The sequence below is a fragment of the Pseudomonas sp. JAI115 genome, assembly GCF_014200835.1.
In the GTDB taxonomy this organism is placed as follows: domain Bacteria; phylum Pseudomonadota; class Gammaproteobacteria; order Pseudomonadales; family Pseudomonadaceae; genus Aquipseudomonas; species Aquipseudomonas putida_A.
In genome coordinates this window covers 264,953-289,687 of the sequence record NZ_JACHCY010000003.1, presented here as the reverse complement: position 1 = coordinate 289,687, position 24,735 = coordinate 264,953, and the positions used below count along the sequence as shown (strand labels likewise).

Genomic DNA, 24,735 nt, shown 5'->3' with positions numbered 1-24,735 from the left:
CTTTCCAGTTACCACTCAGTCAACCATCAATACCGCTTGATGTCCGCCTGACTCTCCAACTGCTTACGGAACGCCGCAAAATCCTGCTGACCTTCACGCGAAGCCAGGAAACGACGGTACTGCGCCTTCTCTTCATCAGTCGGCGCTACCGCTTCATTTACACCGTCCAGACGCACAATCATCAGACTACCGTCCTGCAAGGTCACGCTGCTGAACGTCGGCTTGCCCTTGGCTGCCGGTTTCGGCATGCGGAACAACGCCTGCAGCACAGTCGGGTCAACCCCTTCCTGAGCACGGGTCGCCGCCGTCACAACCTTCCAGTTCTGGCCGTCAACCGCCTTGTCCAGTGCAGTCTTGCCATCGCGCAGACCAGCAATCAACTGGTCAGCCTTGGTCTTGGCCGCAGCGCTGGCGTGCTCTTTGGTCAGTTGGGCACGGATCGCCGTGTTCACCGCTTCGAGTGGCAACTGCTCAGGCTTCAGATGTTCCTTGGCACGCAGCACGACCACGGTTTCCGGGTCCAGCTCGATACCGGTGCTGTTGGCGTTTTCTTCCAGCACTTCCTGACTGAACGCAGCCGTCACCACCGCGCGGTTGGCGGCGATGCCTTCACCACCTTCACGGCCGAATGGCTTGGTGGTGTGCACAGTCAGTTTCAGATCTGCCGCAGGCTGGGCCAGGTCAGACGCTTCGAACGCCGAGTCTTCCAGTTGCTTGGTCGCCTCGACAAAACGCTGCTCGACCTGTTGAGTCTTCAGCTCGCGGGTCAACTTGTCTTTCAGGCTGGCCAGGGTCGGAACTTCCGGCGCTTCAACACCCAGCAGCTTGATCAGGTGGTAACCGAAGTCGGTACGCACCGGCTCGGACACCTGGTCCTTGTTCAACGAGTACAGGGCTTTTTCGAAAGCTGGGTCATAGACGCCAGGACCGGCAAAACCGAGGTCACCGCCATTGTTGGCCGAACCCGGATCCTGCGAGAACTCCTTGGCCAGCGCTTCGAATTTCTCGCCCTTGGCCAGACGCGCCTGGACTTCTTCGATCTTCGCCTTGGCCTGAGCGTCGGTGGTCTTGTCGTTGACTTCGATCAGGATGTGCGCAGCACGACGCTGTTCCGACAGGTTGGCGATCTCTTTCTGATACGCCGCCTGCAGGTCTTCATCCTTGACCGCAACCTGGTCGAAGAACGAAGACTTCTTCAGCTCGACATAATCGACGACCACTTGCTCAGGGGTCATGAACTCCTTGGCGTGCTCGTCGTAGTAAGCCTTGACCTCATCGTCGGTCAGCTTGACCGCGGCCGGGTCGGCCTTGACGTTCAGCGAAGCGAAATCGCGGGTCTGCTTTTCCAGACGGGCAAAGGCCAGCACTTCGGCGTCGGTGACGAAGCCGCTACCGGCAACACCGGCGCGCAACTGACCGATCAGCATTTCCTGAGCCAGCATCTGGCGGAATTGCATGCGGGTGTAGCCCAGTTGACGAATCACCTGGTCGAAGCGCTCGGAGCTGAACTTGCCGTCCACCTGGAATTCAGGGGTCTGCAGGATCACCTGATCCAGTGCACCTTCGGAGAAAGCGAATTTCGATTGTTCTGCGCCTTGCAGCAGCAGCTTGCGATCGATCAGACCCTTGAGGGCCGATTCGCGGAGCATTTTTTCGTCAAGCAAGGAAGCATCGAAGTCCTTGCCCAGTTGTTGCATCAGCTGACGGCGTTGCATGTCAACGGCCTGGCTCAGCTCGTTCTGGCTGATTTCTTCACCATTGACCTTGGCCGCATCGTTGGTGTGCGTCGTGGCCTTGAAAATGGCATCGAAACCGGTCAGAGCCATCAGTGCAACGATGACCCCGATAATGGTCTTGGCAATCCAGCCTTGTGAATTGTCCCTGATATTCTGCAGCATGCGTCCCCCAGAAACGGTTGAACTTCAAAAATTAGGCAACCGTGGAGCGTGGGTAGAATCCGGATAGAAGAAAGGCGCATCCGAGGATGCGCCTTCTCGTAACTGGCGGAGCGGACAGGGCTCGAACCCTCGATCCCGGCGTTACAGGCGGCTGTTCCAGCGACCTGCTCTACCGCTCCGCTGCCAAGTCAGGCATGACCCCGACCCGGATGGGTAAAAACCTGAAACAAACTAACTTAGTTAACAGCTTCTTTCAGTGCTTTACCGGCTTTGAAACCTGGCTTTTTAGCAGCAGCGATTTGCAGCGTCTTGCCGGTCTGTGGGTTACGACCAACGCGAGCTGGACGATCAGTCACGGAGAAAGTGCCGAAACCAACCAGAACAACGGAGTCGCCAGCCTTGAGAGCGCCAGTGACGGATTCGATTACAGCGTCCAGCGCACGGCCAGCAGCAGCTTTCGGGATATCAGCGGATGCAGCGATAGCATCAATCAGTTCCGACTTGTTCACTCTAAGTCCCCTTATATCTATTTTGAGATGATTCTAAGTTTTTTGGTGAAAGCAAAAACGAGTGCTGAATGGCCTACAGACACTTAAGAGCCGCTTTATAACAAGGGCTCTAAAAAGCTGTCAAGGAAGCCCCCCAGGCAAAAACGTATTAATGCGTGCTAATTCTTTCCTTTGAATCAGACTCACGTTTTTCGTCCTTGGAAACTATCTCCGGAGCCACATCCGGCAAGGGCTCCGGCGCGTATTGCAGCGCAATTTGCAGGACCTCGTCAATCCATTTAACCGGTTTAATCTGCAGATCCTGCTTGATATTGTCAGGAATCTCCTTGAGATCGCGCACGTTCTCTTCCGGAATAATCACAATCTTGATTCCGCCACGGTGAGCCGCGAGCAGTTTTTCCTTCAGACCACCAATCGCCAACACTTGGCCACGCAGGGTAATTTCGCCGGTCATGGCGACATCGGCGCGCACCGGAATCCCGGTCAATGCCGAAACCAGTGCGGTGCACATGCCTACACCAGCGCTCGGACCGTCTTTCGGGGTCGCCCCTTCCGGCATGTGAATGTGCGTGTCGCGCTTCTCATGGAAGTCCAGCGGAATGCCCAGGCTTTTGGCACGGCTGCGCACAACGGTCAGCGCCGCAGTGATCGATTCGACCATTACATCGCCCAACGAACCGGTCTTGATCAGTTGACCTTTGCCCGGTACCACAGCCGCTTCGATGGTCAGCAATTCGCCGCCCACCTGCGTCCACGCCAGGCCAGTCACCTGTCCGATCTGATCCTGCTGTTCGGCCAGACCGTAGCGGAATTTGCGCACACCGAGGAAGTGTTCCAGCAGGTCAGCTGTCACTTTTACCGAGAAACGTTTTTCCAGCGCATGTTCTTTCACAGCCTTGCGGCAGACTTTGGCGATCTGACGTTCAAGGCCACGCACACCGGCTTCACGGGTGTAGTAACGGATGATGTCGCGGATCGCTTCTTCATCGAATTCCAGCTCGCCTTTCTTCAGACCATTGGCGGCAATCTGCTTGGGCGACAGGTACTTTACGGCGATGTTGATCTTTTCGTCTTCGGTGTAGCCCGGCAGACGAATGACTTCCATCCGGTCCAGCAATGCCGGCGGGATGTTCATCGAGTTCGAGGTGCACAGGAACATCACATCGGACAGGTCGTAATCGACTTCCAGATAGTGATCGTTGAAGTTGTGGTTCTGCTCCGGATCGAGCACTTCCAGCAACGCCGACGCCGGGTCGCCACGCATGTCGCTGCCCATTTTGTCGATTTCATCGAGCAGGAACAGCGGGTTGCGCACACCCACTTTTGTCATCTTTTGAATCAATCTTCCTGGCATCGAACCGATGTAAGTCCGACGATGACCACGAATTTCCGCTTCATCACGCACGCCACCGAGGGCCATACGCACAAATTTACGGTTGGTGGCGTGGGCAATCGACTCTGCCAGCGAGGTCTTACCCACGCCAGGAGGACCCACCAGGCACAGCACCGGGCCACGGATCTTCTTCACGCGCTTCTGCACGGCGAGGTATTCAAGGATGCGCTCCTTGACCTCTTCGAGACCGTAGTGATCGGCGTCGAGAATGTCTTCAGCACGCGCCAGGTCGAGGCGTACCTTGCTTTGCGCCTTCCACGGCACCTGCACCAGCCAGTCGATGTAGGAGCGCACCACGGTGGCTTCAGCGGACATCGGCGACATTTGCTTGAGCTTGTTCAGCTCGGCGGTGGCTTTGGCCAAGGCATCTTTCGGCAGGCCGGCAGCATCGATGCGCTTTTTCAGCTCTTCGATTTCATTGTGACCTTCGTCACCGTCGCCCAGCTCTTTCTGAATGGCCTTCATCTGCTCATTCAGGTAGTACTCGCGCTGGCTGCGCTCCATTTGCTTTTTGACGCGGCCGCGAATGCGTTTTTCAACTTGCAGCAGATCGATTTCGGCATCCAGCAAGGCGAGCACGTGCTCGACCCGGGCCGACAGATCGATGATTTCGAGGATTTCCTGCTTTTGCTCGATTTTCAGCGCCATGTGCGCGGCCATGGTGTCGACCAGACGACCCGGCTCTTCAATGCTGTTGAGCGACGACAGGACTTCAGCCGGGACCTTCTTGCCCAACTGCACGTATTGTTCGAACTGCGACAGCAGGCTGCGCACGAACACTTCGGATTCGCGCTCGGCGGCGTCGACTTCGTCGATCAGCGAGACTTCGGCGCGGCAATGCCCGTCGACTTCGCTGAAGCGCTCTACAGCGCCACGCTGCTCGCCTTCGACCAGAACCTTGACGGTGCCGTCCGGCAGCTTCAGCAGCTGCAACACAGTGGCGATAGTACCTACGCGATAGAGAGCTTCTTCACCGGGATCATCGTCAGCCGGGTTTCTCTGGGCCAGCAGCAGGATCTGCTTGTCGCCCGTCATCGCGGCCTCGAGGGCTTCGATGGATTTCTCGCGCCCCACGAACAGCGGGATAACCATGTGCGGATACACCACGACATCACGCAATGGCAGGAGAGGCAATTCGATGGTTGTCTTCATGATTTCGCCTCTACGGCGGCCATATGGCCGTAATCAGATGGAATTAAACTTGAAACCAAGATGGGGGCTGCCTTGAAAAAAAACAAGCGCAAAGCGGATGTAAAAAACGACATAAAAAAAAAGAGGCCCGAAGGCCCCTTCTTTGTTCCGGCAGTGTGGACGCTTACGCGTCCGGCGCTGCCTTGGCCGTCGGCTCACTGTTTTCGTAGATATACAGTGGCTTGGACTTGCCTTCAATCACGCTTTCATCGATGACGACTTTGCTCACTTCAGACTGCGAAGGGATTTCGTACATCGTGTCGAGCAGCACACCTTCGAGAATCGAACGCAGGCCACGGGCACCGGTTTTACGTTCCAGGGCCCGCTTGGCGACCGACTTCAGTGCGTCGGTCCGGAACTCCAGATCCACGCCTTCCATCTCGAACAGCTTGGCATACTGTTTGGTCAGAGCATTTTTCGGCTCGGTGAGGATCTGCATCAACGCAGCCTCGTCGAGCTCGTCCAGCGTCGCAAGAACCGGCAGACGACCGACGAATTCCGGGATCAGACCGAACTTGACCAGATCGTCAGGCTCGACTTCACGCAGGGATTCACCGACTTTCTTGCCTTCTTCCTTGCTGCGCACTTCTGCGTTGAAACCGATGCCGCCCTTGGTGGAACGGTTTTGGATAACCTTTTCCAGACCAGAGAACGCACCGCCGCAGATGAACAGGATGTTACGGGTGTCGACCTGCAGGAACTCCTGCTGCGGATGCTTGCGACCACCTTGCGGTGGAACGGAAGCGACCGTGCCTTCGATCAACTTGAGCAAGGCCTGCTGCACGCCTTCACCGGAAACATCGCGGGTGATCGACGGGTTGTCGGACTTGCGGGAAATCTTGTCGATTTCGTCGATATAGACAATGCCCATCTGGGCCTTTTCCACGTCGTAATCGCACTTTTGCAGCAATTTCTGAATGATGTTCTCGACATCTTCACCTACGTAACCGGCCTCGGTGAGGGTGGTTGCGTCAGCGATGGTGAACGGAACGTTCAGCAGGCGGGCCAGTGTTTCGGCCAGCAGGGTTTTACCGGAGCCTGTCGGGCCGATCAGCAGGATGTTGCTCTTGCCGAGTTCGACGTCGTCAGCCTTCTTGTCACGCTGGTTCAGGCGCTTGTAGTGGTTGTACACCGCTACGGCCAGAACCTTTTTCGCACGCTCCTGACCGATTACATACTGGTCAAGGATGCCGCTGATTTCTTTAGGCGAAGGCAATTTATGCGCGCTGCTTTCGGCCTGTGCTTCCTGCACCTCCTCGCGGATGATGTCATTGCACAGGTCGACGCACTCGTCGCAGATAAAGACCGAGGGGCCGGCAATCAATTTGCGCACTTCATGCTGGCTTTTGCCACAGAAGGAGCAATAGAGCAGCTTGCCGTTGTCCTCGCCGTTGCGGGTGTCAGTCATTCGTTCGATCCAAATCCGATAGGCTTGTAACACAAGATGAAGGCTATTGCGGGCTTTTTCAAGCCCGCTGGTGGTCGGACCTGCCGACCCACCTTATTTTGAGCTGCTTATTTTACGCAGGACGCTGGTTGATGACTTCGTCGATCAGGCCGTATTCCTTCGCAGCTTCTGCACTCATGAAGTTGTCGCGGTTGGTGTCACGCTCGATTTCTTCAAGCGTACGACCGCTGTGCTTGGCCATCAGCGTGTTCAGACGCTCGCGAATGAAGAGGATTTCCTTGGCATGGATTTCGATATCAGAGGCCTGGCCCTGGAAACCGCCCAGTGGCTGGTGAATCATCACACGCGAGTTCGGCAGGCAGAAACGCTTGCCTGGAGCACCGGCCGTCAGCAGGAATGCACCCATGCTGCACGCCTGACCAATGCACGTCGTCGAGACGTTTGGCTTGATGAACTGCATGGTGTCGTAGATCGACATGCCCGCTGTCACCGAACCGCCCGGGGAGTTGATATAGAGATGGATGTCCTTGTCCGGGTTTTCCGCTTCAAGGAACAGCAATTGCGCACAGATCAGGTTGGCCATGTAGTCCTCTACAGGACCCACCAGAAAAATGACGCGCTCCTTCAGAAGGCGCGAGTAGATGTCATAGGCGCGCTCGCCACGAGCAGATTGCTCGACAACCATCGGGACCAGGCCGCCAGCGGCCTGGATATCAGAGTTCTGCTGAATATACGAATTACGGAACATGCTCTGCAGTCACTCCCAAATAGTTATGTCTTGAATACGCATAAGCCAGCTCGAAGGCTGGCTTATGTGTGTACTTCTTAACGCAAAAACAATCAGTCGGCTTTTGGAGCTTCTACCGGCTTGACCGCTTCTTCGTAAGAGACCGATTTGTCGGTCACGCTAGCTTTCTGCAGAACAGTATCCACAACTTGTTCTTCCAGCACAACCGAACGAACTTCGTTCAGTTGCTGCTCGTTCTTGTAGTACCAGGACACGACCTGCTCAGGTTCCTGGTAAGCCGAAGCCATTTCCTGAATCATTTCGCGAACGCGGGCTTCGTCAGGCTTCAGGTCGAATTGCTTGACCACTTCGGCCACGATCAGACCCAGCACTACACGGCGCTTGGCTTGCTCTTCGAACAGCTCGGCCGGCAGTTGGTCAGGCTTGATGTTGCCACCGAACTGCTGAACCGCCTGCACACGCAGACGGTCAACTTCGTTGGACAGCAGAGCCTTCGGCACTTCGATCGGGTTGGTGGCCAGCAGACCGTCCATTACCTGATTTTTTACCTTGGACTTGATGGCCTGACGCAGCTCACGCTCCATGTTCTTGCGAACTTCGGTGCGGAAACCGTCGATGCCGCTTTCCTTGATGCCGAATTGAGCGAAGAACTCTTCGTTCAGCTCTGGCAGCTTAGGCTCGGAAACGGTGTTGACCGTCACGGTGAACTCGGCGGTTTTGCCGGCCAGGTCCAGGTTCTGATAGTCCTCAGGGAAGGTCAGGTTCAGAACGCGCTCTTCGCCCGCTTTAGCGCCCACCAGGCCTTCTTCGAAGCCCGGGATCATGCGACCGGAACCCAGCACCAGCTGAGTGCCTTTGGCCGAGCCGCCAGCGAAGGCTTCGCCGTCAACCTTGCCAACGAAATCAATGTTCAGCTGGTCTTCGTTCTGAGCAGCACGATCGGCCACTTCAAAACGGGTGTTCTGCTTGCGCAGGATGTCCAGCATCTTGTCCAGATCGGCGTCAGCCACTTCAGCGCTCAGACGCTCGACAGTGATGCCGTCGAAACCGGCAATGGTGAACTCAGGGAACACTTCGAATACGGCAACGTATTCCAGGTCTTTGCCAGCTTCCAGCGACTTCGGCTCGATCGAAGGCGAACCGGCAGGGTTCAGCTTCTGCTCAACCACGGCTTCGTAGAAGGAGGACTGGATGACATCACCAACAGCTTCCTGACGAGCGTCAGCACCGAAACGGCGCTTGATTTCGCTCATTGGCACTTTGCCTGGACGGAAGCCAGCAATCTTGGCCTTTTGGGCAGTCTGCTGCAGACGCTTGTTGACCTGGCTCTCAATGCGCTCAGCCGGCACGGTGACGCTCATGCGGCGCTCAAGAGCAGTAGTATTTTCAACAGAAACTTGCATGGATATTCCTCGTTGCACAGACGTTAGCCGGCCGTTTCCGACCCCAGAATCAAGGGCATGCATTCTAGTGGGTCAAACTCAAGAAGTCACCCTACTGAAAACGGGTAAAAAAACAGCAGGCCATTTATAGGTGTGAATGCAGCAATGCACTCCACCTCGAAGACGAATAAAGACCATCACGCCAAGGCTCTGCTTCAACCGCTTCTATATATAGAAGAGACTGCGAGCCATCTCCCTGACGGCTGATCCCGCGAACATGGCCGGCGGTCGGCACGCTGACAGCAAGCCCCTGAACACGACGAAACGCCCTGCCCTTCGACCCGAAACGCTGCGCGACAAACCACCAGCCGTAAAACAAAAAAGGCGCCAGACTGTTAAATCTGGCGCCTTTCGAAATATGGGGTGGACGATGGGGATCGAACCCACGACAACGGGAGTCACAATCCCGTGCTCTACCAACTGAGCTACGCCCACCATATTGCGTCACAAAAAAGCCATTCAACTTCTTTGCTGAACTTCATCAGGCCTGCGGCATGAATGAAGCTTTAATTGGTGCGGATGAAGAGACTCGAACTCTTACGCCTCGCGGCGCTGGAACCTAAATCCAGTGTGTCTACCAATTCCACCACATCCGCAGATGAAGCTTTTTAAAGCAAAGGCGCCAGATTGTTACATCTGGCGCCTTTCGAAATATGGGGTGGACGATGGGGATCGAACCCACGACAACGGGAGTCACAATCCCGTGCTCTACCAACTGAGCTACGCCCACCATATCGCGCTACTTGTGCCAAAGCTGCCTAATGGCGCACCCGGCAGGACTCGAACCTGCGACCATCCGCTTAGAAGGCGGATGCTCTATCCAGCTGAGCTACGGGCGCCTTATTAATCTGTACTCTTGGAGGACTACAAACTAAATGCTTTCCAGCTTCGCAGAACGCTAATTCCGCTCAACCTTCTTAACCAGTGCTAGGCTGTGCCCGACAAGTGCGACGAATAGTATAGAGCGCTCCCAAGGTCGTCAAATCCTTTTTGAAAAAAATTCATTTAATTAAAGGAGTTAGGGGAATTTGCTGACCAAGCGCCTTTGCCCTCACCGTCTGACATGCGAGAATGCGTTCTCTTTTTTTCCCCTCTCGATGGTTAATCACGCGCAATGACTGCACAACTAATCGACGGCAAATCGATCGCCGCCAGCCTGCGCCAGCAGATCGCCCAACGAGTTGCCGAGCGTCGCCAGCAAGGCCTGCGCACTCCCGGCCTCGCGGTGATCCTGGTCGGCAGCGATCCTGCCTCTCAGGTTTATGTCTCGCACAAGCGTAAAGACTGTGAAGAGGTCGGCTTCCTCTCTCAAGCCTACGACCTGCCTTCCGAAACCACTCAAGAAGCGCTGACCGATCTGATCGATCGCCTCAACGACGACCCGGCCATCGACGGCGTGCTGCTGCAACTGCCGCTGCCCGAGCACCTGGACGCCTCCAAACTGCTGGAGCGCATTCGCCCGGACAAAGACGTCGATGGCTTCCATCCTTATAACGTCGGCCGCCTGGCCCAGCGCATTCCGCTGCTGCGTCCGTGCACACCAAAGGGCATCATGACCTTGCTGGAAAGCACCGGCGTTGACCTTTATGGTCTGGATGCGGTGGTGGTTGGCGCGTCGAACATCGTCGGTCGTCCGATGGCGATGGAACTGCTGCTGGCCGGTTGCACCGTGACCGTCACCCACCGCTTCACCAAGGACCTGGCCGGCCACGTCGGTCGCGCTGACCTGGTGGTGGTCGCCGCCGGCAAGCCGGGACTGGTCAAGGGTGAGTGGATCAAGGAAGGCGCGATCGTGATCGACGTCGGCATCAACCGTCAGGACGACGGCAAGCTGGTCGGTGACGTGGTGTATGAAACCGCCCTGCCCCGCGCTGGCTGGATCACTCCGGTTCCCGGCGGCGTTGGCCCGATGACCCGTGCCTGCCTGCTGGAAAACACCCTCTACGCGGCAGAAACCCTGCACGCCTGAGACGTTTTTTGCGCAGTAAAAGAACCCCGCCTTGTGCGGGGTTTTTCGTATCTGAGAAAAAACACTAACCGTTCGCCGGAAACCCCTATTTTTACAGGCCTTTTCACGAGATTTTCAGGTCATTCAAACAACCATCGACAGATCTTCAGCCATACTCCTAGAATGCGACGCTTTGAAGAAATAACCCGTTACAAGCTAACGGAATATCCAACCTTTATGAGTTCGCCCGCGTGAAAATTCGTCTTTCGATCCTGAGCCTGTTATTTGCTGTTTCAGGCACATTCGTCACGCCAACGGTCAACGCCGCAGAAACTACCGCCGCGCCACGCGACGCTTCACAACTGAAGATCGCCTCCGGCAGCGCCCTGCTTATGGATTTGCAGACCAATAAAGTCATCTATTCGAGCAACCCGGATGTGATCGTACCGATCGCCTCGGTGAGCAAGCTGATGACCGGACTGGTGGTAGTTGAAGCGCACCAGAACATGGACGAATGGATCGACGTCGACATCAGCCACACGCCGGAAATGAAAGGCGTGTTCTCCCGAGTCAAACTGAAGAGCGAACTGCCGCGTCGCGAGATGCTGCTGATTGCCCTGATGTCCTCGGAGAACCGTGCGGCCGCCAGCCTCGCGCATCACTATCCAGGCGGTTACGCCGCGTTCATCGCCGCAATGAACGCCAAGGCCAAAGCGCTGGGCATGACCAATACGCACTATGTCGAGCCGACCGGGCTGTCGGAACGCAACGTGTCCACCGCCCGCGACTTGAGCAAACTGCTGGTCGCCGCGAGCAAGCATCCGATCCTCAGCGAGCTGACCACCACCAAGGAAAAAACCGTAGCGTTTCGCAAACCCAACTACACCCTGGGTTTCCGCAACACCGATCACTTGGTGAACAAGGCTGACTGGGACATCAAGATCACTAAAACCGGCTTCACCAACCCGGCGGGTCATTGCCTGGTGCTGGTGACGCGAATGAGCAATCGTCCGGTCGCCCTGGTGATTCTCGATGCGTTCGGCAAGTACACGCATTTTGCAGATGCCAGCCGTATCCGCAGCTGGATGGAAACCGGACGCAGCACCAACGTTCCGGCAGTGGCCCAACAATACAAGGCCGAAAAGAACCTCAAGGCGCGCCAGAGCGGCGTGGTCGAAGCCTCCAAGTAGTTCGCGAAACAATAAAAAGCCCCGGCATCTCGGGGCTTTTTACTGCCTGCGTCTCAGTCATTGGGCAGCGGCATCTGTTCGTCATCGGGAATGCCATCACCGGCACTCGGATCACGATGATGCTCCGGCGTCAGCACATTAGGCCGTGCCAACGGATCCCTCAGCGGACTGTCCGGATCCAGCACAGGATCCACGTCGTCCTCAGGCGTGGTCGGCACGCTGTCCGGTTTTTTATCGTCGAAGCTGGAATCGGTACTCATACGCACCTCACTTCAGGGTTTCAGATCGGCCAACGGATCATAGGGCTTGGCCGGTCGCTGGCTGTCGTCGTCGGGTTGCACGTCTCGCGGCGCCTTGGCGGGGCCGACCGGATCAACCTGCGGATCGTCGAGATCCGGCGAATCCGGATCGAAACCCAGATCATGACCGGACGAATGCTCGCTTGAGTGTGGGCTTTTCGGGGATGGGGAATCTGCCATGCTCGCCTCCTGATTCACCCGCACATTCGGGCTCTATCAGTGAGAGGCCTGCCGGGCGTGAGGGTGCCCGGCTGATGACGAACGGAGCCTTAATGTGCGGCCAAGGCCTTTCTGGCTTGCGCCGCTTCACGTTCCTGCCCGGCCTGCGTCAGCTCGTCCGCGGCCTTGAGCCAGCGCTGGCGGTCGACTTCGGCAGGAATCTGCGACGGTTTCTGGATCAGTACTGCCCAGCCGCCGGATTTTTCGAAGGCGGATTCAAAGGAACTGAAACTCATCAGTTCGCGGCGATTCATCCCGGCGCGCAACAGCACCTTCTGTTTCAGCCGGTCATAACCGGAAAGGATCGCGTAACGCGGTTCAGCCCAGAACGCCGAGCCTTCACTGAAGCGCACCATCACCGGATAACCGGCCGCCACCTGAGTCAACAAGGCAGGCAGGTTCTTGTCCAGCGGGTAGACCACCATGCCGTAATCACGGGCCAGGTTCTGCAGATTCTGCTGCAACTGATCCTGTGCCCCCGGCAGATGCAACGGTTTTTCCAGCAGGCCCGGGGTGATCATGATGCCTTGCTGCGACAACAGGCTGGCCAGCACTTGCGGACCACTCTGATTGGCTTCGCCGCGATAGAACGTGCCGCTGAGTTCGACCCGTTCCGGCAGACGCTTGACCTGCGGCGCGACACTGCCCGCACACCCTGCCAACACCGCCGCGCAACCGGCCACCAGCAACGCCCCTCGCAATCGAGAAAATACCTGCACCATCATCACTCTCGTCAGACGCCGGTCATCGTGTTCCGGCAACGCCTGCGATCATAGGGCGGCGCAGGCCTGCGGTATAGCCTTAAACCTCAGACCGATCGTTTGCATAGAGCGAACTGATTGGTCATTACCGACCTTTGGTCAATAGTCTGAAACACCCCATTGTCTAGACTGTCACTGAAACAGAGCGAATTGAAAAAGTGAGTGCCCGACGCAGGGCAAAGAGGAGGCACTGATGAGCCTGACCATGACTATCGTAATGCTGATCGCCGGCTGGCTGGCCGTGGCCGCTGCCATGTTATGGGGCGTGCTGCGAATTTCGCGGCGCCACCATCACCCGCAGCCACCTGTGGCGGTCGAAAAACCGCAAAAGCACAACGTACGGCACGCGACCGCACATTGATACTGCAAACGTTCCGCCCATAAAAAAGCCCCCTGAACGCTTGGCGCTCAGGGGGCTTTTGGCTGGTCAGCGCTTACGCCTGCTGCGCCAGTTTCTTCTGCTTCGCCCGGCGCGACATCATGTTCAACACCTCAATCGCTGCCGAGAACGCCATGGCCGCGTACACATACCCTTTCGGTACGTGGGCGCCGAAGCCTTCGGCGATCAGCGTCATGCCGATCATGATCAGGAAGCCCAGCGCCAGCATCACCACCGTCGGGTTGTCGTTGATGAACTTGGCCAGCGGTTCAGCCGCGAACAGCATCACCATTACCGAGACCACCACTGCGATCACCATGATCGGCAAGTGCTCAGTCATGCCCACCGCGGTAATGATGCTGTCGATCGAGAACACCATGTCCAGCATCAGGATCTGACCGATCGCAGCCGCAAAACCCAAGGTCACGGTCGATGTCGCGGATTTCGGGTCTTCCGGCGCCGGGTTCATGCTGTGATGGATCTCGGTTGTGGCTTTCCACACCAGGAACAGACCACCGGCAATCAGGATCATGTCCTTCCATGAGAACGCCTGGCCCATGATTTCGATCACGGGGGCAGTCAACTGCACAATGAAGGCGATGGTGCTCAACAGGGCCAGACGCAGAATCAGCGCCATGCCGATACCGATGCGCCGCGCCTTCTGCCGATGCTGCACGGGCAGTTTGTTGGTCAGGATCGAAATAAAGATCAGGTTATCGATGCCGAGCACGATCTCCATCACCACCAGTGTGGCCAAAGCAACCCAGGCGGCGGGGCTGGCGGCGAGTTCTAACAGATATTCCATGGGTCAGTCCTGACTCTGTGTAAGACGGTTTAGATGGTCTTGGAGGAAGATTCGGATTTTTCCGCGTCTTTTTCCGGTGTTTCTTTTTTCTCGATCAGGCCGCCGGTGGCGTCGCTGAGTGCTTGTTCAGCAGCCTTGTGCGTGTCGTCGATCGCCTGTTTGGCGCTTTCGGCGGCCTTGCCCATCAACTGCTGGGCGCTTTTCTCGGCCTGATCGCAACCGGCCATAAGCAGTAAAGACGTAAACATCAACGCTGGAATTGTGTATTTCATGGGACTTCCTTCGAATGAACAGACAGGGTCACAGACCGCCCGTCGATGGCTGGGCATTCTAGGGAGACAAACAGTTCAGGAAAATTCGTATTTTTAGCGGCTATACTTCGGTTTTTACGAATCCAATACCTTCAAAACAGAGGTCGTGGCTCGATGCTCAACTACCGACAACTGCATTACTTCTGGGTGGTCGCCAAAACCGGCAGCATCGTGCGTGCCTGCGAGCAGCTTAACCTCACGCCACAAACCATCAGCGGGCAGATTTCGCTGCTCGAACAAACCTACGGCATCGAACTGTTTCAACGGGTCGGCCGCCAACTGGAGCTGACCGAAGCCGGACGCCAAGCCCTGCCCTACGCCGAGCAGATGTTTCAGTTAGGCGGCGAACTGGAGCTGATGCTGCGCGCCCAGCCCAACGAGCAGCAGATCCTGTTCCGCGTCGGCGTGGCGGACGTGGTGCCCAAGTCCATCGTCTACCGCCTGATTGCGCCGACCATGGAGTTGCACGAGCCGCTACGCATCACCTGCCGCGAAGACAAACTCGAACGCCTGCTGGCGGATCTGGCGATCCAGCGCCTGGATCTGGTGATCTCCGACAGCCCGATGCCGTCGCACCTTGACATCAAGGGCTACAGCCAGAAGCTCGGCGAATGCGGGATCAGTTTCTTCGCCACCACGAAGTTGGCAGCGCAATACGGGCAGGATTTCCCGCGCAGCCTCAACGGCGCACCGCTGTTGATCCCCGGCGCGGAAACCGTGGTGCGCAGCCGTTTGCAGCGCTGGTTTGCCGAGCAGCAGATCCAGCCGCGAATCGTCGGGGAGTTCGATGACAGCGCCCTGATGCAAGCCTTCGGCCAATCGGGCAGCGGGATTTTCATCGGCCCGAGCGTGATTGCCGATGAAGTCAAACGCCAGTACGGCGTCGAGGAGATTGGCCAGACCGACGCGGTGACCGAGTCGTTCTATGCCATTTCGGTGGAGCGCAAGGTCAAGCACCCCGGCATCGTTGCGATTACCGAAGGTGCCCGACGCGAGCTGTTTACCGCGTTATGACGTCTGGGCGCACGCTTCGCGCGGCTTGAGCGTCATCAGCACCATGGCGAGGAACACCGACAGCAGGATGAACCCGGCAGCGGCGAACCCCAGAAAGCCGAGGCCGGCACTGTCGATCACTCGACCGCCGATCATCGCTCCGAGGCCGATCCCGAGGTTGGCCCCGGCGATATTCAGCGAGGCGGCAAAGGCTGGCGCTTCCGGTGCGGCCTTCATCAGGCGTACATGGCTGACCAGGAACAACGCAGCCTGGGTGATACCCCAGATGCCCATGGCCACCGCCAGCCCCACCGTCGAGTGAATGTTCGGCACCAGCGAGACCATGCCGGCAATCATGAACGCGCAGAACAACACCGAGGCGCCCAGTGGATGACGATCCACCGCGCGACCGCCCAGTGAGTTGCCGATCAGCCCGACCGCACCGAAGCCCATCAGGCACCAGCCAACCACCGTACCGTTGAACCCGGCCAGACGCTCAAGAATGTCGGCCAGATAGGTATAAGCGGTGAACATGCCGCTGAATACCAGAATCGACAACAGCACATGGCCGATCATCAGCGGGTTGCGCAGGATCTTGAACTGCGAAGCGAAACTGACCTGATGCTGGTGCAGACTGGTTTTCGGCAGGTAAACAAACAGCAGCAAGGCCTTGGCGAAAGCGATCACTGCCAGAATCGCGAACGCACTGCGCCAGCCGAACGCATCGGAAATCAAGGTGCCCACCGGAATGCCGAACACCGTCGCGCAAACAATGCCGAAGCCGATCTTGGCAATCGCGCGGCCGGCGTGATCCGGGCCGACGATGTCCACCGCCGTCTCACTGGCCAAGGCCCAGAACACCGGCAGGCCGAGCGCCGGGATCAGCCGGGCGATGGCCATGACCCAGATGTTCGGCGCCAGCGCCGCAACGGTGTTGGCCAGGCCGAACATGATCAAAATCGTGATGAACAACTTGCGCCGCTCGAACCGGGCGAAATACGCGGTCAAAAATGGACCGAACATCGCCACCGTGAAAGCGAATAGAGTCACCAGCAAACCGGCCTGCGGAATGGTTACCGCCAGGTCGCGGGCAATGGCCGGCAACAGGCCGACGATGACGAACTCTGTGGTCAGCACCGTGAATCCGGCGGCGGACAACAGAAGAATGGGCAACAGCATGAGCAACTCCAGCAAAACGACGACACCAGCGATGACCAAGAGGCCCGCTGGCAGACTATGAAAATGAGGATGGCGAATCTTAACAGAGTGTTTCCGGGCTGACTTGCACAAACCTGCCGACTTGCCGATCAATCCGGTGGCAGATCGTCACAGGCCTGAAGGATAACGCCTACGCTGTGATAAAGTCCGCGCCCTGAAAAACGTACACCCTATTCAGCGGCCTGTTTAACAGCGTTGATGGCGCGTCAGCCCTTTCGGTTCGTGCCGGTGACCTGCCCCCCGATGTATCACCGGTTTCACGCAACCTTGCACCCTATAAAAAATCAGAGATGCCGTTATGACCGCTTCATCCCCTTCTCTATTGCAACGCCTGAAAAACCTCAGCCTGGTCACGCAGATCCTGATCGGCCTGATTGCCGGTATCGCTCTGGCGCTGTTCGCTCCGGAAGCGGCGAAAGGCTCGGCGTTCATCGGCAAAGTGTTCGTCTCGGCGCTGAAAGCCGTGGCGCCGATTCTGGTGTTCGTGCTGGTGATGGCGTCGATTGCCAACCACAAGCACGGCCAGGAAACCCACATCCGGCCGATCCTGTTTCTGTATCTGCTCGGCACATTCGCTGCGGCGGTGGTGGCGGTGGTTGCCAGCATGGCGTTTCCCTCGCATCTGGTGTTATCCACCGACAACGTGTCAGTCACCGCGCCAGGCGGCATCGCCGAGGTGCTGCAAAGTCTGCTTTTGAGCGTGGTCGATAACCCGGTCAGCGCGCTGATGAATGCCAACTTCATCGGCATTCTGGCCTGGGCGATCGGCATGGGCGTCGCGATTCGCCACGCCGGTGACACCACCCGCGAAGTGCTCGGCGACCTGTCAAATGGCGTGACGCTGATCGTGCGCGTGGTGATTCGCTTCGCACCTCTGGGCATTTTCGGTCTGGTGGCCTCGACGCTCGCGACCTCGGGCTTCGGCGCACTGATCGGTTACGCGCATCTACTGGGCGTGCTTCTGGGCTGCATGCTGTTCGTCGCGCTGGTGATGAACCCGCTGATCGTGTTCTGGAAACTGCGCCGCAACCCGTACCCGCTGACCCTCAAGTGCCTGCGCGAAAGCGGGATCACCGCGTTCTTCACCCGCAGCTCGGCGGCAAACATTCCGGTTAATCTGGAATTGAGCAAGCGCCTGGGCCTGCACGAAGACACCTACTCGGTCTCGATCCCATTGGGCGCAACCATCAACATGGCCGGCGCGGCGATCACCATCACCGTATTGACCCTGGCAGCGGTGCATACACTGGGGATTGCCGTGGACATTCCAACCGCGATTCTGCTCAGCGTCGTCGCGGCGATCTGCGCCTGTGGCGCCTCGGGCGTGGCCGGTGGTTCGCTGTTGCTGATTCCGCTGGCGTGCAGCCTGTTCGGTATCCCGAGCGAGATTGCCATGCAGGTGGTGGCGGTCGGTTTCATCATTGGGGTGTTGCAGGACTCGGCGGAGACGGCGTTGAATTCGTCCACCGATGTGCTGTTTACCGCCGCGGCGTGCCTGGGTGAAGAGGCGAAAGCCCAGCGCACTGCGTAACAATTGCTGCAATGAAAAACCCGCCAAGGTGTGAACCCTGGCGGGCTTTTTTGTGGCCGAGATCTTTCCCCCCTCACCCCAACCCTCTCCCCCCAAGGGGCGAGGGGGGAAAGGGAGCCGATCTTTGTCGCATTCAAGCCTTGAGTTCAACTCGATAGATCAAGTCGGCGTATCTCGAACAAACAACGCGATCAGTCCCCTCTCCCCCTGGGAGAGGGCTAGGGTGAGGGCTTCTAACGATTTAGTACGCGCCCATGTAATCGCGTTTACCCACTTCAACACCGTTGTGACGCAGCAGCGCATAGGTGGTGGTGACGTGGAAGAAGAACTGCGGCAGACCGTAGCTCAGCAGGTAAGCCTGGCCGCTGAAGCGCTTCTCTTTCGGGGTGCCCGGACGAGTAACAATCTCGATGCCTTCCTTGCCATTGATCTGCTCCGGCTTGATCTCGCCGATGTAGGCCAGGACCTTGGCAATCAGCGCCTGCAGCTCGGCGAAGGTGGTTTCGGTGTCGTCATATTTCGGGATTTCGACTTCGGCCAGACGCGAGGAAACGCCCTTGGCGAAGTCGACGGCGATCTGCACCTGACGCACCAGCGGGAACATGTCCGGGTACAGGCGCGCTTGCAGGAAGGCGTTCGGGTCGATGTTTTTCTCAGTGGCGTGGGCTTCAGCCTTTTTCAGGACATCGCTCAGGGCGTTGAGCATTTGTTGAAAAACCGGGACGGATGCAGCGTACAGGGAAATGGTCATGGCAGTCTCGTGTAGTGGCTGGGTGGAACGTGGAGGCGATTATAGCCATGCTTGATGACCACACGGCTTGCCTTTTGTTAGCCAAGGATTAGGCTAGGCGCCTTCGACTGCTGAGGGAACGCGCGATGACCACCGAACTTGCAACCACCACCGACGAACCACGGCTCAATGCCACGGAAATCCGCATCCTGGGTGCGTTGATCGAAAAACAGGCCACCAGCCCGGAAACCTATCCGCTGACCCTCAATGCGCTGGTGCTGGCCTGCAATCAGAAAACCAGCCGCGAGCCGGTGATGAACCTGACTCAAGGCCAGGTTGGCCAGAGCCTGCGGGCGCTGGAAAGCCACGGTTACGCCAAACTGGTCATGGGCAGTCGCGCCGACCGCTGGGAGCACAAGCTCGACAAGGCGCTGGAACTGGTGCCGGCCCAAGTGACTCTCACTGGCCTGATGTTCCTGCGTGGCCCGCAGACGGTGAATGAGCTGCTGACCCGCAGCGGCCGCATGCACGACTTCGAGGATGCCGAGCAAGTGGTGCATCAGCTTGAGCGCCTGATCGCGCGCGGACTGGCGGTGTTGATTCCGCGTCAGGCCGGTCAGCGTGAAGACCGCTACACCCATGCGCTGGGCGATCCGGCAGATATCGAGGCGATCCTGGCGGCGCGGCAGAATCCTGGGGAACGCTCGACCAGCGGTGTGTCAGTTGAACGCATTGAAGAGCTGGAAGCACGAATTGCCGCACTGGAAGAGCGCCTGGCGCGTCTCGAATAATCACCACAATCCCCTGTAGGAGTGAGCCTGCTCGCGATCGCGCCGGTTCATTCAAAAATTCATTGCCTGACAGGCCGCCATCGCGAGCAGGCTCACTCCTACATGAGATCTACGGGTTATTCGCCATCCCAGTAGTCCACCCCGTCCGCCTGCCGCGCCACGGCAACAAAGCCTGAAGCATTGCCCTGGGCATCGACCTTGAAGTTGTCCATCACCGCATATTTGTTGGAGTCCGGGTATTCGCATATATCCGGTTGCTGCTGGGTGCTGACCGCCAGGTAACGTAGCTCTGCATGGCTGGTATTGATGATCTGATGCGCCGTTTCCGGGCCGCCCGGCGGGCAGGCAATCACGTCGCCCGCGCGAATCGGAAAGCGTTCAGCCCCTAATCGCACCTCGCCCTCCCCGGCCACCACATAGAACATCTCTTCATTGACCCGATGACTGTGAAACGGACTGCCGCGCATGCCCGGCGGCAATGCGTACAACCGATAGCCGAGTTTCTGTGCCCCAAGCTGCTGGCCGATGCGCGCCATACTTTGCTGGTAGCGACCAGCGGTTTCACCTTCCGGAGCCAGCGCTTCTGGCAGGGATTCGAGTTCGACCTGGTGCAGGTTGAGGATGGGTGGGTGCATGGCGGGCCTCGGTCACGGTTTTTGTGGGTGGCAAGTCTGGGCTGGCTGGGGAGGCAGTATAGGCATGGATGTCTGGCTTGAGACCGTGGTGCATCCTTCGCGAGCAGGCTCGCTCCCACAGAGGATCTACAGCGAACACACAATCTGTGCATGACAAAAATTCAACTGTGGGAGCGAGCCTGCTCGCGAAGAGGCCCGCCCAGCCAGCACAACTCATCAGCTCCGGGCAAATGCCACCGCCGCCGCAAACTGCACCTCACTCGGCCGCATCCCGGTGTACAGCACAAACTGCTCCAGCGCCTGGATCGCAATCACCTCCAGCCCGGTAATCACCTTCTTACCCTCGGCCCGCCCCCGCACGATCAGCGGCGTTTCCGACGGAATCGCTACCACATCGAATACCGTGTCGGCGGCCTGGATCACTTCAGGCTCGAACGCCAGTTGCCCGGCCTCCGGCCCGCCGTCCATGCCCACCGGGGTGACGTTGATCAGCATCTGCGGCCGCTCGTCGCCGAGCTCCGCCTGCCAGCGATAGCCCAGCGAATCGGCCAATGCGCGCCCGGCGCGCTCGTTACGCGCAACGATCAAGCCATTCTTGTAGCCACCATCGCGCAAGGCACTCGCCACTGCTTTGGCCATGCCGCCGCTGCCGCGCAGGGCAAACGTCGTGTCTTGCGGTACCGCGTAGGTTTCCAGCAATTGCGCGATGGCGATGTAATCGGTGTTGTAAGCCTTGAGATGGCCGTTGGTGTTGACGATGGTATTGATCGACTGGATCGCCGCTGCCGACGCATCCAGCTCATCGACCAGCGCGATGCAGGCTTCCTTGAACGGCATCGACACCCCGCAACCACGAATCCCCAGCGCACGAATCCCGCCAACGGCCCCCGGCAGGTCCTGACTGCTGAACGCCTTGTAATAGAAGTTCAGGCCCAACTGCTCATACAAATGGTTATGAAACCGCAGACCGAAGTTCCCGGGGCGCCCTGACAGGGACATGCACAGCTGGGTGTCTTTGTTGGGATTCATCTGCATGAAACTTCTCCTTCAAAACGGACTTTCGGATGGACGGAGTTAGCCATTCCATCGGGTTCTGGACGATCATAAGCGCCTGTCTGCAACGGGCTGCGAGCCCCTTTGACCTGCCGGTAAAGAAGCCGGTACAGACCTTACACAAAATTTACCCAGCGGCTGTGCTGATTTTCAGAATTTCGCTGTCATAGAAGTATCCCCGCGACAACTTTGGGCCTGGTGCAGGCCCGGACGCCGGGTCGAAGAACCGAGGAATTATCATGATTCGTAAACTCCCCATCGTGGCCTTGTTGATTGGTGCATTCGCTATCACAGGTCAGGCAGAAGCCCACGGCGGTGGCTGGCAGGGTCCGGCAGTGTTTGGTGCGATCGTCGGCTCGGCCATCATCGGCTCCGCGTTGATCAACCAGGACCGGCCGGTCTACGTGCAACAGCCTGTTTACGCTCAACCGGCACCGGTTTATGTGCAACAACCGCCGCCACCGGTCTACTACCAGCCGGCCCCGGTCTATGTGCAACAACCGGTCTACGTGCCTGGCCCGGTCTACTACGGCCCACCACGCGGCTACTACGGCCGGCCACACGGCTACTACGGTGGTCCGCGCTGGTAATCGCAACCAACAAGCCCCGCTTTATAGCGGGGCTTTTTTATGACCGTCGGTCGGGCAGAGTCTGAAAAAATCTCGCCAAGGTCGCTGTGAGGACAGTTCCAGCAGCTAAAGTCGGCATGATGGACTTGACCGTTGGGGGCAAAACACAGAACGGTCATCTATTTGTCATGACGGAACCGCAATCTGAATCCGTCCGTAAACAACAGGTTGATAAAAACAAGGACGACCCATGCCTACACAAAATCCGCACCGCATCGTCGGCCTGTGCACTTCAAGCAAGGTGTACAGCGCGTTGACTGAACTGAAACACCTGGAAGGCCACCGCTGCGCCAAGTTTCTTTCGCTGCTGGCGGAGAATCTCGTGCACAAGGGCCTGCTCAATGAGCACGAAGTGGTGCACATGCTCGACCAGGTTGTCGACTGATGCAGTCCTCACTGTGATCAATGACCACTATCGAAAGCGTTGATTGTCCCTGAGCGCAGCGAATCCCTAAGGTAGCTCCACAGATTGATGGAGGTACTTGTCATGGCTCAGGTTCAAATCATGTCGGTAATCGGCAGCGCTGTTCCCGCATCGCTCAGAGCGTCGGGATTGCTCGCCTGCTGGTATCTGGTGCGCGATGGCGAGCCGATCAGCGGCCCGCTCACTTCACTGCCCGCGGCGCAGGCCCTGTCACAGAAAATCGTCAGCCGCCCATTCCACGCTTAAGGCAACTGGACTTTCGGTTTGGTCTCGATGAACAGCGCCCAACTGGACATGAACAGCGCCGCGATCAGCGGCCCGATCACGAAACCGTTGAGGCCAAACACCGCGAGGCCGCCGAGGGTCGAGATGAGGATCATGTAATCCGGCATGCGCGTGTCCTTGCCGACCAGAATCGGGCGCAGCACGTTGTCCACCAGACCGATCACAAACACCCCGAACAGCCCCAGCACCACGCCCTGCCAGATCATCCCGCTGAGCAGAAAGTACACCGCCACCGGCGCCCAGACGATTCCCGCACCCACCGCCGGCAACAGCGACAGAAAGCCCATCAGCACCGCCCACAGCAACGCACTAGGGATGTCGAGAAACCAGAAAATCGCCCCACCCAATGCGCCCTGAGTGACCGCCACCACCAGGTTGCCCTTGACCGTCGCGCGTACCACCCGATTGAACTTCAACTGCAAACGGCGTTTGTGGCTCTCTTCCAACGGCACCGCGGTGCGTACCTTGCGCACCAGCTCGGCGCCATCGCGCAGAAAGAAAAACAGCAGGTACAGCATGATGCCGAAGCTGACCACGAACTCGAATGTGCCTTGACCGAAACTGAACGCCTGACTGGCCAGCACCTGACTGCCCTGCATCGACGCCTTGACGATTTTCTCGCGCAGACCGTTGAGTTCGCCCATGCCGAAGCGATCGAGCAAATGCTGAAAATACGGGGGCAGGCTGTGTTTGAACTGTGCCAGATAGGCACCGATGTCCAGTTGGCCGCTTTCGATGTTGTTGTACACCGTCGCGCCTTCCTGGACCAACAGGATGCTGAGGATGATCACCGGCAGAATCGCGATCACCAGGCAGATGCCCAGAGTGCAGAGCGCTGTCAGGTTGCGCCGCCAGCCGAATTTGAGCTGTAACTTGCGCTGCATCGGCGCAAACAGAATGCCGAGAATCACCGCCCAGAACACCGCGCCGTAGAACGGCAGCAGAATCCAGATGAAGGCGACCGTCACCAATAGCAACAGCACGGTGAGGGATTTGAATTGCAGGGTTTTTTCGTTCATGTCCGATCCATGTCAGTCAGGCGTCTCGCACGCCCCGAACCTTAGTCAGCCGGGGCGCGCGCGAGTGCCATCTTTGTTCATGGAGCATAGATTGCCTGGACGATGCAGCCCGGCTAATCAGCGCACCGGCAGTTTGACGATCTGCGCAGTGCTCAACACGTCGCCGAAGGTGTCTTCGACTTCCGCCAGCGCGGCCTTGTGCAGCGAATCCTTGTCGATAGACACGCCGTTGGCGCGAGTGATGGCGCGGGTCGCCGAGGCATCGGACGCGACAATCACGTTGTAGCCCAAAGGCGCTGCGTCCCGCGCGGCACCCGCCACACAGGCGTGGGTCATCAGGCCGGAAATGATCAGGGTCTGGATGCCGGCGTTTTTCAATTGCTGGTCAAGGTCGGTGCTGGCGAACACGCTGACGGTGCTCTTTTGCAGCACCACGTCTTGCGGACGCGGCTGCATGTCCGGGTGAAATTTGACGGTCTGGCCATCGATGGCAAATACCGGCGAACCGGCCGGCGCGACGTGCTGCACGTGATACACCGGGATCTTGTGACTGTCGGCGAAAGTGATCAGCTCACGGGTTTTCGCCAGGGCAGCGGCACCGTCCGGGATCGGCATCCGGCCGCTGAAATATTCATTCTGGAAATCGATCACCACCAGTGCGGATTTGCCCGCTGGCAAATGATCAGCCGGTGTCGCGCCGGACATTGCCCGAATGGTCGGGTGGTTGTCGGCCATCGCTGCGCTGCTGGCCAATACCCCAGAAAATGCACAAGCGGTTAGAAAGCGGCGAGTAAAGTTCTGCATGGGAAAGTCCTGCTTCGGTTGATTTGACAAGCGAATCTTAAGCAGCCACCGCCGCACCGAACACAGTAAAACCGGCACATGATCTGTGCGCTTTCTACACAGATAAAGTCCACGCACTCAAA

The 24,735-nt window shown here is 58.0% G+C and carries 26 protein-coding genes and 4 tRNA genes; 9 read left to right on the top strand and 21 right to left on the bottom strand.

The genetic code is table 11. The features are described 5' to 3' along the window. Positions 1-26 precede the first annotated feature (26 nt). From HDC30_RS09300 to HDC30_RS09255, 10 genes are all read right to left on the bottom strand, one after another. Positions 27-1,898 (bottom strand): SurA N-terminal domain-containing protein, encoded by a 1,872-nt coding sequence (locus tag HDC30_RS09300; protein ID WP_103369491.1) that lies wholly within the window; start codon positions 1,896-1,898, stop codon positions 27-29. A gap of 236 nt (positions 1,899-2,134) precedes the next feature. Beyond that, positions 2,135-2,407 (bottom strand): HU family DNA-binding protein, encoded by a 273-nt coding sequence (locus HDC30_RS09295; protein WP_008077714.1) that lies wholly within the window; start codon positions 2,405-2,407, stop codon positions 2,135-2,137. Positions 2,408-2,555: 148 nt separating this feature from the next. Then, positions 2,556-4,952 (bottom strand): endopeptidase La, encoded by a 2,397-nt coding sequence (lon, locus tag HDC30_RS09290; protein ID WP_183782523.1) that lies wholly within the window; start codon positions 4,950-4,952, stop codon positions 2,556-2,558. Positions 4,953-5,115: 163 nt separating this feature from the next. Beyond that, complete coding sequence (gene clpX / locus HDC30_RS09285) at positions 5,116-6,399, bottom strand: ATP-dependent Clp protease ATP-binding subunit ClpX (protein ID WP_003223632.1); 1,284 nt, start codon at positions 6,397-6,399, stop codon at positions 5,116-5,118. Positions 6,400-6,511: 112 nt separating this feature from the next. Continuing rightward, the gene (gene clpP / locus HDC30_RS09280; protein ID WP_007951559.1) at positions 6,512-7,147 is read right to left on the bottom strand and encodes an ATP-dependent Clp endopeptidase proteolytic subunit ClpP; all 636 of its coding nucleotides are present in this window, start codon (positions 7,145-7,147) and stop codon (positions 6,512-6,514) included. 92 nt (positions 7,148-7,239) lie between these two features. Continuing rightward, positions 7,240-8,550, bottom strand: coding sequence for a trigger factor (gene tig, locus HDC30_RS09275; RefSeq protein ID WP_183782520.1), 1,311 nt, complete (start codon positions 8,548-8,550; stop codon positions 7,240-7,242). Between the two features lie 398 nt (positions 8,551-8,948). After that, positions 8,949-9,024, bottom strand: a tRNA-His gene (locus tag HDC30_RS09270). 76 nt (positions 9,025-9,100) lie between these two features. Then, positions 9,101-9,185 (bottom strand) — tRNA-Leu (locus tag HDC30_RS09265). 58 nt (positions 9,186-9,243) lie between these two features. Continuing rightward, positions 9,244-9,319 (bottom strand) — tRNA-His (locus tag HDC30_RS09260). A gap of 32 nt (positions 9,320-9,351) precedes the next feature. After that, positions 9,352-9,428: transfer RNA gene (locus HDC30_RS09255), tRNA-Arg, on the bottom strand. A 275-nt stretch (positions 9,429-9,703) separates the two neighbouring features. On the opposite strand from HDC30_RS09255, the gene folD reads away from it, so the two are divergent. Both folD and pbpG read left to right on the top strand, forming a co-directional pair. Then, positions 9,704-10,558 (top strand): bifunctional methylenetetrahydrofolate dehydrogenase/methenyltetrahydrofolate cyclohydrolase FolD, encoded by an 855-nt coding sequence (gene folD, locus HDC30_RS09250; protein ID WP_003223627.1) that lies wholly within the window; start codon positions 9,704-9,706, stop codon positions 10,556-10,558. Positions 10,559-10,788: 230 nt separating this feature from the next. Beyond that, entirely contained in the window at positions 10,789-11,727 is a 939-nt protein-coding gene (gene pbpG, locus HDC30_RS09245; protein ID WP_183782517.1) for a D-alanyl-D-alanine endopeptidase, read from the top strand. A gap of 53 nt (positions 11,728-11,780) precedes the next feature. Here the strand turns inward: pbpG and HDC30_RS09240 are convergent, their stop codons facing one another. The 3 genes from HDC30_RS09240 to HDC30_RS09230 all read right to left on the bottom strand — a co-directional run bounded on the left by HDC30_RS09240 (position 11,781) and on the right by HDC30_RS09230 (position 12,967). Then, positions 11,781-11,987: a hypothetical protein gene (locus HDC30_RS09240; RefSeq protein ID WP_027613905.1), complete on the bottom strand. Its 207-nt coding sequence runs from the start codon at positions 11,985-11,987 to the stop codon at positions 11,781-11,783. A 12-nt stretch (positions 11,988-11,999) separates the two neighbouring features. Next, the gene (locus HDC30_RS09235; RefSeq protein ID WP_183782514.1) at positions 12,000-12,206 is read right to left on the bottom strand and encodes a DUF6021 family protein; all 207 of its coding nucleotides are present in this window, start codon (positions 12,204-12,206) and stop codon (positions 12,000-12,002) included. Positions 12,207-12,295: 89 nt separating this feature from the next. Next, positions 12,296-12,967, bottom strand: a complete 672-nt coding sequence (locus HDC30_RS09230) for a peptidase C39 family protein (RefSeq protein WP_183782895.1) — start codon at positions 12,965-12,967, stop codon at positions 12,296-12,298. A 232-nt stretch (positions 12,968-13,199) separates the two neighbouring features. Between HDC30_RS09230 and HDC30_RS09225 the strand changes: the two genes are divergently transcribed. Beyond that, complete coding sequence (locus HDC30_RS09225; protein WP_183782511.1) at positions 13,200-13,367, top strand: hypothetical protein; 168 nt, start codon at positions 13,200-13,202, stop codon at positions 13,365-13,367. Positions 13,368-13,440: 73 nt separating this feature from the next. Here HDC30_RS09225 and HDC30_RS09220 read toward each other — a convergent pair whose 3' ends face one another. Both HDC30_RS09220 and HDC30_RS09215 read right to left on the bottom strand, forming a co-directional pair. Beyond that, the gene (locus HDC30_RS09220; protein ID WP_183782508.1) at positions 13,441-14,190 is read right to left on the bottom strand and encodes a TerC family protein; all 750 of its coding nucleotides are present in this window, start codon (positions 14,188-14,190) and stop codon (positions 13,441-13,443) included. Positions 14,191-14,219: 29 nt separating this feature from the next. Further along, positions 14,220-14,462, bottom strand: coding sequence for a hypothetical protein (locus HDC30_RS09215; protein ID WP_007965379.1), 243 nt, complete (start codon positions 14,460-14,462; stop codon positions 14,220-14,222). A gap of 153 nt (positions 14,463-14,615) precedes the next feature. Here HDC30_RS09215 and nhaR point away from each other — a divergent pair, with 153 nt between their 5' ends. Next, complete coding sequence (gene nhaR, locus HDC30_RS09210; RefSeq protein WP_097087795.1) at positions 14,616-15,515, top strand: transcriptional activator NhaR; 900 nt, start codon at positions 14,616-14,618, stop codon at positions 15,513-15,515. On the opposite strand, the gene HDC30_RS09205 is transcribed toward nhaR, so the two are convergent. Next, the gene (locus tag HDC30_RS09205; protein ID WP_027613900.1) at positions 15,510-16,673 is read right to left on the bottom strand and encodes an MFS transporter; all 1,164 of its coding nucleotides are present in this window, start codon (positions 16,671-16,673) and stop codon (positions 15,510-15,512) included. The two genes, nhaR and HDC30_RS09205, sit on opposite strands and share 6 nt — an antisense overlap. Before the next feature lie 337 nt (positions 16,674-17,010). On the opposite strand from HDC30_RS09205, the gene sstT reads away from it, so the two are divergent. Continuing rightward, entirely contained in the window at positions 17,011-18,243 is a 1,233-nt protein-coding gene (gene sstT / locus HDC30_RS09200; protein ID WP_098968087.1) for a serine/threonine transporter SstT, read from the top strand. A gap of 241 nt (positions 18,244-18,484) precedes the next feature. Here sstT and HDC30_RS09195 read toward each other — a convergent pair whose 3' ends face one another. After that, on the bottom strand, positions 18,485-18,994 hold the full coding sequence (locus HDC30_RS09195; protein ID WP_007965386.1) for a DUF1993 family protein: 510 nt from the start codon (positions 18,992-18,994) through the stop codon (positions 18,485-18,487). A gap of 125 nt (positions 18,995-19,119) precedes the next feature. Here HDC30_RS09195 and HDC30_RS09190 point away from each other — a divergent pair, with 125 nt between their 5' ends. Then, positions 19,120-19,764 (top strand): YceH family protein, encoded by a 645-nt coding sequence (locus HDC30_RS09190; protein ID WP_183782505.1) that lies wholly within the window; start codon positions 19,120-19,122, stop codon positions 19,762-19,764. Positions 19,765-19,880: 116 nt separating this feature from the next. Here HDC30_RS09190 and HDC30_RS09185 read toward each other — a convergent pair whose 3' ends face one another. Further along, positions 19,881-20,399: a cupin domain-containing protein gene (locus HDC30_RS09185; protein WP_183782502.1), complete on the bottom strand. Its 519-nt coding sequence runs from the start codon at positions 20,397-20,399 to the stop codon at positions 19,881-19,883. 216 nt (positions 20,400-20,615) lie between these two features. After that, positions 20,616-21,434, bottom strand: a complete 819-nt coding sequence (locus HDC30_RS09180) for a shikimate 5-dehydrogenase (protein ID WP_183782499.1) — start codon at positions 21,432-21,434, stop codon at positions 20,616-20,618. A gap of 257 nt (positions 21,435-21,691) precedes the next feature. On the opposite strand from HDC30_RS09180, the gene HDC30_RS09175 reads away from it, so the two are divergent. The 3 genes from HDC30_RS09175 (at position 21,692) to HDC30_RS09165 (ending at position 22,751) form a co-directional block, all read left to right on the top strand. Continuing rightward, positions 21,692-22,042, top strand: coding sequence for a hypothetical protein (locus HDC30_RS09175; RefSeq protein ID WP_007965394.1), 351 nt, complete (start codon positions 21,692-21,694; stop codon positions 22,040-22,042). A gap of 229 nt (positions 22,043-22,271) precedes the next feature. Further along, positions 22,272-22,466, top strand: a complete 195-nt coding sequence (locus tag HDC30_RS09170; RefSeq protein WP_047597446.1) for a hypothetical protein — start codon at positions 22,272-22,274, stop codon at positions 22,464-22,466. A 102-nt stretch (positions 22,467-22,568) separates the two neighbouring features. Continuing rightward, positions 22,569-22,751: a hypothetical protein gene (locus tag HDC30_RS09165; RefSeq protein WP_027613895.1), complete on the top strand. Its 183-nt coding sequence runs from the start codon at positions 22,569-22,571 to the stop codon at positions 22,749-22,751. On the opposite strand, the gene HDC30_RS09160 is transcribed toward HDC30_RS09165, so the two are convergent. Both HDC30_RS09160 and HDC30_RS09155 read right to left on the bottom strand, forming a co-directional pair. Next, positions 22,748-23,809 carry an AI-2E family transporter gene (locus HDC30_RS09160; RefSeq protein ID WP_027613894.1) on the bottom strand — a complete coding sequence of 354 codons (1,062 nt, stop codon included), beginning with the start codon at positions 23,807-23,809 and terminating at the stop codon, positions 22,748-22,750. The two genes, HDC30_RS09165 and HDC30_RS09160, sit on opposite strands and share 4 nt — an antisense overlap. A gap of 117 nt (positions 23,810-23,926) precedes the next feature. Beyond that, positions 23,927-24,613: a cysteine hydrolase family protein gene (locus HDC30_RS09155; protein WP_183782482.1), complete on the bottom strand. Its 687-nt coding sequence runs from the start codon at positions 24,611-24,613 to the stop codon at positions 23,927-23,929. Positions 24,614-24,735: the final 122 nt, after the last annotated feature.